The organism is Caulobacter ginsengisoli, assembly GCF_030814835.1.
GTDB lineage: Bacteria > Pseudomonadota > Alphaproteobacteria > Caulobacterales > Caulobacteraceae > Caulobacter > Caulobacter ginsengisoli.
The window spans coordinates 735589-749323 of the sequence record NZ_JAUSVS010000001.1 but is presented as its reverse complement, the minus strand read 5'-3'; the positions used below and the strand labels follow the sequence as shown (position 1 = coordinate 749323).

Here is a 13735-nt window from a genome sequence, read left to right as displayed (position 1 = left end):
TCGGGTTGGCGTGAAGGCCAACACCTCGCTCAGTTGCGTGACAGTTCTATGAGACCCCGCCCGCCCGAGCGAAATTAATCCGCCGCCGGAAGGTCAGTCCCCCTCCGCGTCGCCGGGATCGCTGGCGAGGATGCGGACGATGCAGCCACCCTTGACCTCATAGACGCTCAGGATGGTCTCGGGCGGTTCGCCCTCTTCGCCTCCGGTGTAGAACTCGGTTTCGGCGACGATGTTGTCCTGCGCCAGGCGGTTCTTGACCTTGAACCGATAGGGCGATGGCATGGTGAACAGATTGTCGCGATAGTTTCTGGCCAGTTCGTCGCCGTCCAGCCGCTGGTCGCCGCGCAGGATTACCGCGTCCTGGCTGACCACGGCGGCGATCCCCTTGGCGTCCTGGCGATTATAGGCCTGCACGAAGGCGTCGACGACCGCGCTGGCCGGCGGATACGGCCCGGGCTGGGCGGTGCTGCAGAACAGCAGGGCGGCGGCGGTCAGGGGTTCCATACCCTATCCTGGCCTGACGAAGACCGCCCTGGCAATCCGCCCGTCTCTGATGGTGTAGATCGCCGCGACCTCGAACGGCCCGTCGCCGGCGCCGCGATCGACCCGCTCGTGATCGATCACCGTGTTGCCGATGACCATCCGGTAGAGCACCTCGGCGCGGTTGTTCGGATGGTCCGCGAAGAGCTGGCCGTAGAAGGCGCGGTAGGCGGCGATCCCCTGACGGAGGACCTCGCCGTCCGGGGTCGCGACCACGACGTCGTCCGTGAAGTGGGTGCAGTGGCCGTCCAGATCCTGGGCGTTGTAGGCGTCGAGTTGGGCCTGGGCGACTTCGGCCGGGGTCATCACCAGCGGTTCCGCGCCTTGCGCGCCCGTACCAGGGCCAGATGCCGTTGCCGTCCGGCCTTGATGGGCGGGAGGTTTATGACGACGAAGCAGATCGCTGCGACGAGCGAGGCTCCAACAAGGAAGGGCGTATTCGGAAATTGTCCCGCTTGGACGAACTTGAAGCCGACCGCGCCGATGACCGCCAGGATCAGCATAGGGGTGGTGTAGCCGAGAATGTCTTTCGCAAGACCCGGCCAGCCACCCTGGTAGGTCTTCAGGTAGCGCTTAAAGAGAAACATCGCCGCCACGATAGTCGCAAACTCGATGAAGATCAGAGCCGCGACTAATTCGAGGAGCACCGGCGGGATGTTGATCAACGATCGATCTCACCGAACACGATGTCCAGACTGCCCAGGATGGCGGAGACGTCGGCCAGCATGTGGCCGCGGTTCATCCAGTCCATGGCCGCCAGGTGCGGGAAGCCCGGCGCGCGGATCTTGCAGCGGTAGGGCTTGTTGGTGCCGTCGCTGACCAGATAGACGCCGAACTCGCCCTTGGGCGCTTCCACGCAGGCATAGACCTCGCCTTCCGGCGTGCGGAAGCCCTCGGTGTAGAGCTTGAAGTGGTGGATCAGGGCTTCCATCGACCGCTTCATCTCGGCGCGGCGCGGCGGAGTGATCTTGTTGTCCTCGGTCATCACCGGGCCGGGCGTGCCCTTCAGGCGGGCGCAGCACTGGCGGATAATCTTGGTCGACTCCCGCATCTCCTGCATGCGGCACAGGTAGCGGTCGTAGCAGTCGCCATTGATGCCCAGCGGAATCTGGAAGTCGAAATCGCTGTAGCACTCGTACGGCTGGTTGCGCCGCAGGTCCCAGGCGATGCCCGAGCCCCGCACCATCACGCCGGTGAAGCCCCAGGCCAGGGCTTCGTCCTTCTTGACCACGCCGATGTCGACGTTGCGCTGCTTGAAGATGCGGTTGCCGGTGATCAGCTGCTCGATGTCGTCGCAGATCTTCGGGAAAGCCACGGCCCAGGCGTCGATATCGTCGATCAGGCTTTCGGTCAGGTCCTGGTGGACGCCGCCGGGCCGGAAATAGTTGGAGTGCAAGCGGGCCCCGCAGGCGCGCTCGTAGAAGATCATCAGCTTCTCGCGCTCTTCGAAGCCCCACAGCGGTGGGGTCAGGGCGCCGACGTCCATCGCCTGAGTGGTGACGTTGAGCAGATGGCTGAGGATGCGGCCGATCTCGGAATACAGCACCCGGATGATGCTGCCCCGGATCGGGACCTCGACGCCCAGCAGCTTTTCGATGGCCAGGCAGAAGGCATGCTCCTGGTTCATCGGCGCCACGTAATCGAGGCGGTCGAAATAGGGGATGTTCTGGAGGTAGGTGCGGGCCTCCATCAACTTCTCGGTGCCGCGGTGCAGCAGGCCGATATGCGGATCGACCCGCTCGACCACCTCGCCGTCCAGCTCGAGCACCAGGCGCAGCACGCCGTGGGCCGCCGGGTGCTGGGGGCCGAAGTTGATGTTGAACTTGCGGACCGGAGTCTCGGGGATCGCGGGCGCAGCCGGCGCGTCGTGGAAGAAGTCGGTCGCCTCGGCGGGCGCGTTGGAGCCGGTCATTGGCCGCCTTCCTTGGCCTTGTCATCGCCCGGCAGGGCATACTGGGCGCCCTCCCACGGCGAGAGGAAATCGAACTGCCTGAATTCGGCGATCTTGACCGGCTCATAGACCACGCGCCGCAGCGCATCGTCATAGCGGACCTCGACATAGCCGGTCATCGGGAAGTCCTTGCGCAGCGGATGCCCGTGGAAGCCGTAGTCGGTGAGGATGCGGCGCAGGTCCGGATGGCCCGAGAAGAAGATGCCGTACATGTCGAAGGCTTCGCGCTCGAACCAGTCGGCGACCGGATAGACGCCGGTGACCGAGGGGACGGCGGTGTCCTCGTCGGTCATGACCTTCAGCCGCACCCGGTGGTTTTTGGTGATCGACAGCAGGTGATAGACCACGTCGAACCGCAGCGGCCGGTCGGGATAGTCGACGCCGCAGAGGTCGATCAGCTCCTGAAACCGGCAATCCGGATGATCGCGCAGCTGCGTCAGGGCCTCGACCACCCGGTGGGCCGGGCCGGTCAGGGTCAACTCGTCGAAGGCGATGGAGAAGGCGGTGATCGCGCCGGTGCTGTTGGTGACGATGCTCTGGCCAAGCGCTTCGAGGTCGCTCATCGCTCGATGGTCCCCGTGCGGCGGATCTTCTTCTGCAGCTGCAGCACGCCGTAGACCAGGGCCTCGGCGGTCGGCGGGCAGCCCGGGACATAGATGTCCACCGGCACGATCCGGTCGCAGCCGCGCACGACGCTGTAGCTGTAATAATAGTAGCCGCCGCCGTTGGCGCAGCTGCCCATGCTGATAACGTAGCGGGGCTCGGGCATCTGGTCGTAGACCTTGCGCAGCGCCGGAGCCATCTTGTTGGTCAGGGTGCCGGCGACGATCATCACGTCGCTCTGGCGCGGGCTGGCGCGGGGCGCGAAGCCGTAGCGCTCCAGGTCGTAGCGCGGCATCGAGGCCTGCATCATCTCGACCGCGCAGCAGGCGAGGCCAAAGGTCATCCACATCAGCGAACCGGTGCGGGCCCAGGTGATCAGGTCGTCGGCGGCGGCGGTGACAAAGCCCTTGTCGGCCAGCTGCTGGTTGACGCCGTCGAAATAGGGGTCGTGCTTCTGAGGGTCATAGCCCTCGACGGTGGAACGGGCGGCGGACCCCGCCGGAACGATTACTCCCATTCCAGGGCTCCCTTTTTCCACTCGTAGATAAAGCCGACGGTGAGCACCAACAGGAAGATCAGCATCGAGACGAAGGCGAACTGGCCGACCGCGACCGGCAGCTTCATCAGCGTCACCGCCCAGGGGAACAGGAAGGCCACTTCCAGGTCGAAGATGATGAACAGGATCGAGACCAGGTAGAAGCGCACGTCGAACTTCATGCGGGCGTCGTCGAAGGCGTTGAAGCCGCATTCGTAGGAGGACAGCTTCTCGGTGTCCGGCGCCTTGGGGGCGAAGACCGCCGCCAGGACGATGAAGCCGATCCCCAGGGCGGTCGCTATGCCGAGGAAGATGACGATGGGCAGATAGTGCAGAAGAAAGTCGTCCATGGGTGTCCCGGCCTGCGGAGTCGGGGCGGGTTGTAGCCCAAGGCCGCTAGGGGTTCAAACGCTGTGGCCGGGTTTATTCGCGGCGTTGAAAACCGCCAGCTGGTCGGCGAAGGCGCGCTGGTAGGCCGGCCGCGCTTCCCCGCGAGCGACATAGGCGGCGAGGTTCGGATAGTCCGGCAGGAAGGACGCGCCGGCAGGCCGGCGTAGCACCGACACCATCATGAGGTCCCCGGCGCTGAACGCGCCGTCCAGCCAGTCGGCGTCACCCAGCCGCCTGGAAAGGTCTTCCAGGCGAACGCGAACGTTTTTCTCGAGCATGGGCGCGCGCTCGGCCTGCCAGGGCTTGTCGCCCTCCAGCAGGATCGCGGCCTCGCGGCTGACGATCGGCGGCTCCACCGTATTGAGCGCGGCGAACATCCAGGTGATGGCGCGGGCGCGGGCGTTCGCATCGTTCGGCAGCAGGCCGGCATGGCGCTCGGCGAGGTGGAAGATGATCGCCCCCGACTCGAAGAGGGCGAGATCGCCTTCCTGATAGGCCGGAATCTGCCCGAACGGATGCAGCGCGCGATAGGCGGGCTCTCTCATCTCCTGGAACGAAACCAAACGGACGTCGTAGGGCTGGCCGACTTCTTCCAGCGCCCAGCGGACCCGCATGTCGCGCGCCAGGCCCCGGCCACGATCGGGGGATTGCTCGAAGGCGGTGATGGTGATGGTCATTTCACGCTCCATTCGCTTGCGGCCTTTGATCATAAGACGACCCGCCCGCCGCCGTTCCGACAGGCGGCGCCGACAAAAGAGCCCGGCCCCTTGAACTCCCCTCCCCGCCCAGCCAACCTCGCGGCTGAATTGGGGGCCAGCCTTTGACCGAACCGACCGCGCCGCGCGCCCTGAAATTCCTCGACTGGGTCGAGCGGCTGGGCGACCGCCTGCCCGACCCGGTGTTCATCTTCGCCTGGATGATCGGGGCGCTGATCCTGGCCAGCATCGCCTGCGACTATGCCGGCGTCTCGGCCCTCAATCCGGTAACCCACAAGGTCCTGGAGGCCAAGAGCCTGCTGGCGCCCGACTCGATCCGCAGCATCCTGGTCGAGATGCCCAAGACCCTGACCGGCTTCGCGCCGCTGGGCCTGGTGCTGCTGGTGATGATGGGCGCGGGCCTGGCCGAGCGGGCCGGGCTGATGAGCGCGGCGATCCGCAGCCTGGTGCGGGTCGCGCCGCGCCGGCTGATCTGCCCGATCATCATCCTCATCGGCCTGCTCTCCAACCATGCCGCCGACAGCGGCTTCGTGGTGCTGCTGCCCCTCGCGGGGGTGGCCTTCGCCGCCTGTGGCCGCCACCCCATCGCCGGCATTGCCGCAGCCTTCGCCGGGACGGTGGGGGCGTTCGCGGGCAATCCCCTGCCCGGCCAGTTCGACGCTCTGATCCTGGGCCTTTCCGAGCCCGCCGCCCGGTTGATCGATGTTCACTGGACCGCCAACCTGGCCGGCAACTGGTATTTCACCGCCACCGCCGCGGCCTTGTTCGTGCCCATCGGCTGGTGGGTCACCGAAAAGGTCATCGAGCCCAAGCTCGGCCCCTGGATGCCCATCGCCGGCGATGTCCCGCATGACGCCCCGCTCTCCGACATCGAACGCAAGGGCCTGCGCTGGGCCGGGCTCGCGGCCCTGGCGGTGATCCTGGTCTGGGCCGGGCTGGTGCTGATCCCGCCAACCCCGCTGCTCGACCCGGAAGCGGTCGGGGCGGCCCGCTGGACGCCCTTCTTCCGCTCGCTGGTGGCCGGCTTCTTCTTCCTGTTCCTGACCAGCGGCTGCGCCTATGGCGTGGCCGTCGGCGCGATCCGCAGCGACCGAGACGTGGTCCGCCTGGCCTCGGAGTCGATGGCGGCGATGTCGCCCTATATCGTGCTGGCCTTCGCCGCCGCCCACTTCATCCTGATGTTCACGCTGTCGAACCTGGGGGTGATCATCGCCATCGGCGGGGCCGACCTGTTGAAGGCCAGCGGCCTGCCGATTCCCATCTTCCTGATGGGGGTGGTGCTGCTGACCGCGGTGCTGGACATGTTCATCGGCTCGGCCAGCGCCAAATGGGCGGCGCTGGCGCCGATCATCGTGCCGATGCTGATGCTGGTCGGCATCTCGCCGGAGATGAGCACGGCCGCCTACCGCATGGGGGATTCGACCGTCAACTTCGCCTCGCCCCTGATGCCCTATTTCGCCCTGGTGCTGGGCTTCTGCCAGCGCTGGCGGCCCAGCTTCGGGGTGGGCGGGCTGATCTCGACCATGCTGCCCTACAGCGCCGCCTTCCTGATCATCGCCCTGGCCCTCACCGGGACCTGGTCGGCCCTGCAGATTCCGACCGGTCCGGGCGCGCCCACTCACTATTCGGCGCCCGCTCAGTAAGGGCGGTTGACAGAGTCGGGGCCTCCCCCTATCAGACGCCCCTCGCGTTATTGCGGATGTAGCTCAGTTGGTTAGAGCGCCGGCCTGTCACGCCGGAGGTCGCGGGTTCGAGTCCCGTCATTCGCGCCATTTCTCCCCAGAGATCAGCGCCGCGAAAGCACGCCGCGAGACCGCCCAAATTGGGTAAAAATGTCGCTGTTCGATGACTGGCGATTGACAGACGGCCCTGGACAGCCCTTTTCGTTAATCATGCCGCAGGGTGGGCCGTCGCAACCAACGCAACGCACCGACAAGCTCGGCCGTGGCCGGCCGCTCGCCGCCGTGGGCTGCGCGCTGCGGGGCGGCCACGACTATATCGCCAGCCGCCGTTTCGAAGGCTTCGACACCTGCACGCAATGCGGCCACCGCCGCAGGAGCATCGAGGGCGCCTGGTTTTCCCCGGAAGACAACGCTGAAAAACCGCTCCGCCAGGCGCGGGCGCCGGAGACGGAGTCCGACGCGGCGCTGCGGCCCCTGGCCATGATGGGCTGCGCGCTCCGGCGTGGGCACACCTTCGTCCCCAGCCGTCGCCTGGATGGCTACGATACCTGCATGCAGTGCGGCTATCGCCGCAAGTCGCCGGACAAGACCTGGTTCGCGGTCGCCCCGCCCCGTCCGGCGGGCGAACCCGCGCCGGTCCCTCAGACGTCGCCTGATCCCTCGGAACCGGCCAGCGTGGTGATCATCCCGTTCGCCGCCGACGCCGAGGCCGACGCCACGCGCCAGCCCATGGGCGTCGATCCCAAGGTGCTCAAGCGCTTCCTCAACAACCTCGATCGCCTGAACTGAACGTCAGGCCGATTCCGAGGCGGTCGTGACCCGCAGGCCGCGCAGCCGGTTGCCAAGCCAGCGCATCCCGGCCCCTACCGACTGGTCGAACTGACGCTTCCACCAGGGCCGCGACCAGGCCTCGTAGCGCGAGACAGCCCAGGCGCAGCCGATGGCGGCAATGGCGATCAGGGGCGTCATCCAGGCCTTGTTGTCCTCGGTGCACAGGGCCCGCATGGCCGCGTAACCTAACTGGCCGTGCAGCAGGTAGAGCGGATAGGTCAGCGCGCCCACCGCCGCCGACGAGCGCGGCGCGAACGTCACGCCCCGCATGGCCAGGAACAGGGCGAAGATGGCGATCATCACCAGGGCGATGGCCAGGTGCGAGGTGTAGCTGGGTCCGGCCTTGGCGGCGAGATAGACGACCAGCGGGGCGGCGATGGCCAGGGTCAGGCTGGGGACGGGCTTGAAGCCGTCGCGATAGATCAGCGCCAGGGCGCAGCCGGCGGCGAACTCCAGATAGTGGCTGGGGTTGTGCCAGCTATTGGTCCAGCAGGCGAAGATCAGCACCGCGCCCAGCAGCAGCCACTGGACCTGCTTCATCCAGCCCAGCAGCAGGACGGCCAGCACCGCGGCGTAGAACTTCATCTCCACCGCCAGGGTCCAGTAGACCCCGTCGGCCGGCTGAACCCCGAAATAGCGCGGCATCATGGTCAGCTGGGCCGGCAGATCGCTCAGCGGCATGCCCCGGAACACGAAGGTGACCAGCATGCAGAGCAGGAAGGCCGGATAGAGCCGGGTCAGCCGGCCGACCACGAAACGGTCCGATGTCGCGCCGCTGGCCGACTGCAGGATCACAAAGCCGCTGATGATGAAGAAGAAGTCGACGCCCAGATAGCCATGGGCCGCGATCTGGCCCACCCAGCCGAACGAGACGGGCACGATGTGGTGGTAGGGCCCGTTCCACAGATAGTGGAAGGCCACCACCGCCAGGGCCGAGGCCATGCGGGCATAGTCCAGCCAGGCCACCCGCCCGCCGCCGCTCGCACCCTGCTCGTCCACGCGTCCCTCGCCAAACATATCCAGAGGCGCCCCCTACCCGCTGGGCGCCGCGCCTGTCCAAGGAAAACGCCTTCCTCGCGGCGGCTGGCCGCACTATGAGGCGCGGATGACCACCGCAGACAACGATCCCTGGCTCAGCCTGCAGGACGGCCCCGATGGAGACGCGGTCTTCATCCGCGCCCTGCGCACGCCGCCCTCGGACAGCGACCGCGCCCATTTTCCGGTGCTGATCGTCGCGGCCTGGCCCTATGAGCATGACGGCGCGGGCGGCCTGCCCGACAAGAAGACCTATGACCAGATGCACCGGTTCCAGGAAGCGGTCTTCGCCGCCCTGGTCGAAAGCGGCGTCGGGATGGAGGCGGCCAGCCTGCTGGGCCGGGGCGTCAAGGAATGGCGCTACTACGCCGCCGACGCCGAGCGCTTCCTGGAGGTGTTCAACCAGGCCCTCGACGCCCTGCCGGCCTTCCCGATCGAGATGCAGTCCTATGACGATCCGGACTGGGACGGGCTGACCGAACTGCTGCCCTGACGGACCGGGCGGCGGTCAATTCCTTGCGGCAGGTCATGGACGGGCCGCCCGGGCCGGGCCCAGATACCCGGGCAAGGCGCGGAGAGTCTCGATGACCCGGCTCAAACATAGCGAACGGCACCTGATCGCCCGGATCGGCTGGCTGCGGGCCGCCGTGCTGGGCGCCAATGACGGCATCGTCTCCACCGCCAGCCTGATCGTCGGCGTCGCGGCCGCCGGAGGCGATCATCGGGCGGTGACGGTGGCCGGACTGGCCGGGCTGGTTGCCGGGGCGATGTCGATGGCGGCGGGCGAGTATGTCTCCGTCAGTTCGCAATCGGACACCGAGCGCGCCGACCTGGATCGCGAACGGGCCGAACTGGCCGCCGACGGCGAGGCCGAGCATGCGGAGCTGGCCGGCATCTATGTGCGGCGCGGCCTCGACCCCGAACTCGCCGGCCAGGTCGCCACCCAACTTATGGCCAAGGACGCCCTGGTCGCCCATGCCCGGGACGAGCTGGGCATTTCCGAGGTGAGCACGGCCAGGCCGATCCAGGCCGCCCTGGCCTCGGCCGCCAGTTTCGCGGTCGGCGCGGCCCTGCCCATGGTCGCGGCCGTGCTGGCCCCGGCCTCGGCGCTGGTTGTGACGGTCACCGTCGCCTCGCTGCTGTTCCTGGCCCTGCTGGGCGGCGTCGGCGCGCGGGCGGGCGGCGCGGGGATGCTGAAGGCGGCCGTGCGGGTCACCTTCTGGGGCGCGCTGGCCATGGCCGCCACCGCCGGCATCGGCGCGCTGTTCCACACAACGGTTTAGCGGGTCCCCAGCCGGGGCCGGATGGGTTATTCCGGGCACGGACGACTCACTTCGGAAGGCCGATGATGCTGCGACTGTTCCAGGCCCTGATGCCCAAGGAAGACGCCTTTTACGGGCTGTACGCCCGCCACGCCGAGACCCTGGTGGCCGGCGCGGCGGCGCTCCGCGAGTTGCTGGACGGCGGCGAGAACGTGCCGGCCTGCGCGGCGCGGGTCGCCAAGCACGAGGAAGAGGCCGACGAGGTGGCCCGCGAGGGCCTGCTGGCGGTGCGGCGCACCTTCATCACTCCCTTCGACCGCGGCGATGTGAAGGCGCTGTTCGCCTCGCTCGACGACGCCATCGACCAGATGCACAAGACCGCCAAGGCCACCCTGCTGTTCGAGGTCCGGTCCTTCGAGCCCGAGATGCGCACCATGGGCGACCAGATCGTCCAGGCGGCCGCCAAGACCCGGGAGATGATCGGCCTCCTGCCCAGCATGCGGGCCAACGCCGGCAAGCTCAACGCCCTGGCGGAGGAGATCACCAAGCTCGAGGACCAGGCCGACCAGGCCTATGACGCCGGCCTGCGGTCGATCTACCAGAAGGGCAAGGCGGGCGACGCCATGGCCTATATCGTCGGCGCCGAGGTGCTGGACCACCTGGAAAAGGTCATGGACCGCTTCGAGGACGTGGCCCATGAGGTCAGCGGCATCCTGATCGAGCATCTCTGAGCATGGACGGCGCCATGATCATTCTGGTCGGCCTGATCGTGGTCGCCCTGGCCTTCGACTTCCTGAACGGCCTGCACGATGCGGCCAATTCCATCGCCACCATCGTCTCCACCCGCGTGCTGCCGGCCCGTTGGGCCGTGTTGTGGGCGGCCTTCTTCAACTTCATCGCCTTCCTGTTCTTCGGGCTGCATGTCGCCAACACGGTCGGCAAGGGCATCATCTCTCCCGACATCGTCGACAACGCGGTGATCTTCGGGGCCCTGATGGGTGCCATCATCTGGAACGTCGTCACCTGGCTGGCGGGCATCCCCTCGTCCAGCTCGCACGCCCTGATCGGCGGGCTGGTGGGGTCGGGGGTGGCCAAGGGGGGCTTCACGGCGGTGCAGTGGGGCGGGCTGGACAAGACCGTCTCGGCCATCGTGATGTCGCCGGCCATCGGCTTCTTCCTGGCCCTGCTGCTGGTGCTGATCGTCTCCTGGCTGTTCGTCAAGGCCCGGCCCAGCGTCGCCGACAGCGTCTTCCGCCGCCTGCAGTTCGTCTCGGCCGCCGCCTACAGCCTGGGCCACGGCGGCAACGACGCCCAGAAGACCATGGGGATCATCGCCGTCCTGCTCTACGCCAATCACCAGATGACCGGCGACTTCCACGTGCCGATGTGGGTGGTGCTGTCCTGCCAGGCCGCCATGGCCCTGGGCACGCTGATGGGCGGCTGGCGCATCGTCCACACCATGGGCTCCAAGATTACCCGCCTGTCGCCCATGCAGGGCTTCTGCGCCGAGACCGGCGGGGCGATCACCCTGTTCGGCTTCACAGCGCTTGGCATCCCCGTCTCGACCACCCACACCATCACCGGGGCCATTGTCGGGGTCGGGGCGGCCAAGCGGGCCGGAGCGGTGCGCTGGGGCGTGGCGCGCAACATTGTCTGGGCCTGGGTCATTACCCTGCCCGCCGCCGCGTTGATGGGCGGCGTGTTCTGGTGGATCGGCCACCTCTTCCTCTGACGGCGGCAGCCCGACCTTGGAATGCTATCCTGTTGGGCCAACTGATTCTTTTTCCCCGCCGGAACGTTCCACCCGTCATGGCCAAGGCCGGATTCCTCACCCGTCTGTTCAGCTGGATTGCTCCGGCTACGGATGATGCGCGCGCGGCGCCCGCCGCCGAGGTCCAGGAGGATCCGGCCAGCCAGTACGCCGCCCTGGTCTGGCGGCGCCGCAAGGGTCAGGTCGAGGTGCTGCTGGTCACCTCGCGCGAGACCCGGCGCTGGATCATCCCCAAGGGCTGGCCGATGAAGAACCGGGCGCCGCACGAGGCCGCCGCCCGCGAGGCCTTCGAGGAGGCCGGCGTCGAGGGCAAACCGGTGGAAACGCCGCTGGGCGCCTTCCACTACGACAAGCTGCTCAAGAACGGCGAGACCCGCCACTGCGCGGTCGACGTCTTCCCGATGAAGGTCGTCAAGACCCTGGAGAAATGGCCCGAGAAGGGCCAGCGTGAGCGCAAATGGTTCTCGGCGCAGGAGGCCGCCGGCCTGGTGGCCGAACCCGAACTGTCGGAAATCGTCCAGGCGTTCGGGATGGCCAACAGCAAGGCCAAGGCCGCAAACGCAAACGGCCGCCCCGAAGGACGGCCGCGCGCTAAGTCAGCGAGTTGAGGCTCAGTAGCCTTCCGGCAGGTCGTCCTCGGCCTCGATCTCCTTCTTGGAGACCTTCTTGTCGTCGATCTTGGCCTGGCTGAAGATCAGCTCCACCACCTTGTCCTCATAGAGGGGGGCCCGGAGGCTGGCCTGGGCCTGGGGGTTCTGGCGGTAGAGGTCGAAGACCTGCTGGGCCTGGGCGCCGTACTGCATGGCCTCGCGGCGCATGGCCTCGGTCAGCTCCTGGTCGGTGACCTGGACGTTGGCCCGGCGGCCGATCTCGGCCAGCACCAGGCCCAGGCGCACCCGGCGCTCGGCGATCTTGCGGTATTCGACCTTCAGGTCCTCGTCGGACTTGGCGGCGTCCTCCTCCGGCAGGTTGCCAGCGGCCTTGTCGCTCTCGACCTGTTGCCAGATGCCGGCGAACTCGGCCTCGACCATGCGCGGCGGCAGCGGGAAGTCGTGCCTGGTGTCCAGCTCGTCCAGCAGGGCGCGCTTGAGCTTGAAACGCGAGGCGTTGGCGTAGCGGCCTTCCAGGTTGGAGCGCAGGGCGTCCTTCAGGGCGGCCAGGTCCTTCATGCCGACCCGCTCGGCCAGGGCGTCGTCCGGCTCGGCGTCGACCGGGGCGCGGACTTCATGGACGTGGACGGCGAACTCGGCGTTCTTGCCGGCCAGTTCGGCCGATTGGTAGGGCTCGGGGAAGGTCACCTTCACGGTGACGTCGCTGTCGGGCTTGGCGCCGACCAGCTGCTCTTCGAAGCCCGGGATGAACTGGCCCGAGCCCAGGACCAGTTCGAAGCCTTCGCCCTTGCCGCCATCGAACGGCACGCCGTCGACCGAGCCCAGGAAGTCGATCAGGACCTGGTCGCCGTCCTTGGCCTTGACCGTCTTGCCGGTGCGCGGCGCATAGGTGCGGGCCTGCTTGGCCAGGTCCGCCAGGGCCTCGTCGACCTCCTTGTCGGTCGGCGAATAGACGGGGCGCTTGAGCTTCAGTGTCGCCATGTCGAGCGGTTCGAAGTCGGGCATGACCTCGACAGCCAGGTCGTAGGCCAGGTCGGTCTTGCCATCCAGCACCGCGTCCATGTCCGAGGACGGGGTCAGGTCGGGCTGGCCGGCGGGGCGCAGCTGGTTGTCGTCCAGCACCTTCTGGGTGCTTTCATTGAGCGTCTGCTCGATGACTTCGCTCATCAGCGACTTGCCATAGAGGCGCTTCACATGGGCCACCGGCACCTTGCCGGGACGGAATCCCTTCAGGTTCAGGGTCGGGAGAATCTCGGCGATCCGCTTCTCCAGCCGGTCGGCCAGGTCCCCCGCGGGGACGGTGACGCCATAAACGCGGCTGAGGCCTTCGCCAGACTTTTCAACGATCTGCATCGACATTCTTCAAGTTCCGGATGCGGGGACAAACGCCCGGCCGCGATCCGCCCTAAGGTGAAATGGAAGCGGCCGCCCACAGGGGGCGGCGCAAAGCGAGCGCCCTTATGTCACGCACGCCCCGGAGGGCCAAGTCCCACTTTCGGGAGGTTGGCATTTGGCCTTGCCCTGCTACGCCAAGGCTTCGCAGGGCGTCCTGCTTCGCCTCTCCCTGCGGGACCTGTCCTGCGAAGCCCGAAGGGCGAAGCAGGATGGTGCGGGCGAGAGGACTCGAACCTCTACATCTTGCGATGCCAGAACCTAAACCCGGTGCTAAAAAGCATCAGACATGTAAAATGTCAACCAAAACAACGACTTCATGTTCGCCTGACGCTTGCATTGTCTGGACACATCCTGGACACATCTAGCAAAAATGCGCCGTGAAAGTTGCAACCGACCCGGACTCCCCCTGGGCT

Annotated in this window: 17 protein-coding genes and 1 tRNA gene; 8 read left to right on the top strand and 10 right to left on the bottom strand. The window is 67.2% G+C overall.

Annotation, left to right across the window (positions count from 1 at the left end):
• Positions 1–93: 93 nt before the first annotated feature.
• The 8 genes from QO010_RS03740 to QO010_RS03705 are packed head-to-tail and all read right to left on the bottom strand — an operon-like array spanning position 94 to position 4696.
• The gene (locus QO010_RS03740; RefSeq protein WP_307346102.1) at positions 94–504 is read right to left on the bottom strand and encodes a nuclear transport factor 2 family protein; all 411 of its coding nucleotides are present in this window, start codon (positions 502–504) and stop codon (positions 94–96) included.
• A 3-nt stretch (positions 505–507) separates the two neighbouring features.
• Positions 508–846, bottom strand: a complete 339-nt coding sequence (locus QO010_RS03735; protein WP_307346099.1) for a nuclear transport factor 2 family protein — start codon at positions 844–846, stop codon at positions 508–510.
• Entirely contained in the window at positions 846–1205 is a 360-nt protein-coding gene (locus QO010_RS03730) for a hypothetical protein (RefSeq protein ID WP_307346097.1), read from the bottom strand. The genes QO010_RS03735 and QO010_RS03730 overlap by 1 nt, the downstream gene beginning before the upstream one ends.
• Entirely contained in the window at positions 1202–2452 is a 1251-nt protein-coding gene (locus QO010_RS03725; protein WP_307346095.1) for an NADH-quinone oxidoreductase subunit D, read from the bottom strand. The genes QO010_RS03730 and QO010_RS03725 overlap by 4 nt, the downstream gene beginning before the upstream one ends.
• The gene (locus QO010_RS03720) at positions 2449–3054 is read right to left on the bottom strand and encodes an NADH-quinone oxidoreductase subunit C (RefSeq protein ID WP_307346093.1); all 606 of its coding nucleotides are present in this window, start codon (positions 3052–3054) and stop codon (positions 2449–2451) included. The genes QO010_RS03725 and QO010_RS03720 overlap by 4 nt, the downstream gene beginning before the upstream one ends.
• Positions 3051–3632, bottom strand: coding sequence for a NuoB/complex I 20 kDa subunit family protein (locus tag QO010_RS03715; RefSeq protein WP_307346090.1), 582 nt, complete (start codon positions 3630–3632; stop codon positions 3051–3053). Before QO010_RS03715 ends, QO010_RS03720 begins: the two co-directional genes overlap by 4 nt.
• Positions 3602–3979 (bottom strand): NADH-quinone oxidoreductase subunit A, encoded by a 378-nt coding sequence (locus tag QO010_RS03710; protein ID WP_307346086.1) that lies wholly within the window; start codon positions 3977–3979, stop codon positions 3602–3604. Before QO010_RS03710 ends, QO010_RS03715 begins: the two co-directional genes overlap by 31 nt.
• Before the next feature lie 54 nt (positions 3980–4033).
• A complete protein-coding gene (locus tag QO010_RS03705; protein WP_307346083.1) occupies positions 4034–4696 on the bottom strand; it encodes a glutathione S-transferase family protein in 663 nt (220 codons plus the stop codon).
• Positions 4697–4839: 143 nt separating this feature from the next.
• On the opposite strand from QO010_RS03705, the gene QO010_RS03700 reads away from it, so the two are divergent.
• From QO010_RS03700 to QO010_RS03690, 3 genes are all read left to right on the top strand, one after another.
• Positions 4840–6378 carry an AbgT family transporter gene (locus QO010_RS03700; RefSeq protein ID WP_307346081.1) on the top strand — a complete coding sequence of 513 codons (1539 nt, stop codon included), beginning with the start codon at positions 4840–4842 and terminating at the stop codon, positions 6376–6378.
• Positions 6379–6430: 52 nt separating this feature from the next.
• A tRNA-Asp gene (locus QO010_RS03695) sits at positions 6431–6507 on the top strand.
• 60 nt (positions 6508–6567) lie between these two features.
• Positions 6568–7206, top strand: coding sequence for a hypothetical protein (locus QO010_RS03690; RefSeq protein ID WP_307346079.1), 639 nt, complete (start codon positions 6568–6570; stop codon positions 7204–7206).
• Between the two features lie 3 nt (positions 7207–7209).
• Here the strand turns inward: QO010_RS03690 and QO010_RS03685 are convergent, their stop codons facing one another.
• Positions 7210–8247 (bottom strand): acyltransferase family protein, encoded by a 1038-nt coding sequence (locus QO010_RS03685; protein WP_307346076.1) that lies wholly within the window; start codon positions 8245–8247, stop codon positions 7210–7212.
• 106 nt (positions 8248–8353) lie between these two features.
• On the opposite strand from QO010_RS03685, the gene QO010_RS03680 reads away from it, so the two are divergent.
• The 5 genes from QO010_RS03680 (at position 8354) to QO010_RS03660 (ending at position 11924) form a co-directional block, all read left to right on the top strand.
• The gene (locus QO010_RS03680; protein ID WP_307346074.1) at positions 8354–8776 is read left to right on the top strand and encodes a DUF695 domain-containing protein; all 423 of its coding nucleotides are present in this window, start codon (positions 8354–8356) and stop codon (positions 8774–8776) included.
• 91 nt (positions 8777–8867) lie between these two features.
• Positions 8868–9566: a VIT1/CCC1 transporter family protein gene (locus tag QO010_RS03675; RefSeq protein ID WP_307346071.1), complete on the top strand. Its 699-nt coding sequence runs from the start codon at positions 8868–8870 to the stop codon at positions 9564–9566.
• 62 nt (positions 9567–9628) lie between these two features.
• Complete coding sequence (locus tag QO010_RS03670) at positions 9629–10276, top strand: DUF47 domain-containing protein (protein WP_307346068.1); 648 nt, start codon at positions 9629–9631, stop codon at positions 10274–10276.
• Between the two features lie 14 nt (positions 10277–10290).
• Positions 10291–11277, top strand: a complete 987-nt coding sequence (locus QO010_RS03665; protein WP_307346065.1) for an inorganic phosphate transporter — start codon at positions 10291–10293, stop codon at positions 11275–11277.
• 77 nt (positions 11278–11354) lie between these two features.
• Positions 11355–11924, top strand: a complete 570-nt coding sequence (locus QO010_RS03660) for an NUDIX hydrolase (RefSeq protein ID WP_307346063.1) — start codon at positions 11355–11357, stop codon at positions 11922–11924.
• A gap of 3 nt (positions 11925–11927) precedes the next feature.
• On the opposite strand, the gene tig is transcribed toward QO010_RS03660, so the two are convergent.
• Positions 11928–13280: a trigger factor gene (gene tig / locus QO010_RS03655; RefSeq protein ID WP_307346060.1), complete on the bottom strand. Its 1353-nt coding sequence runs from the start codon at positions 13278–13280 to the stop codon at positions 11928–11930.
• Between the last annotated feature and the right edge of the window lie 455 nt (positions 13281–13735).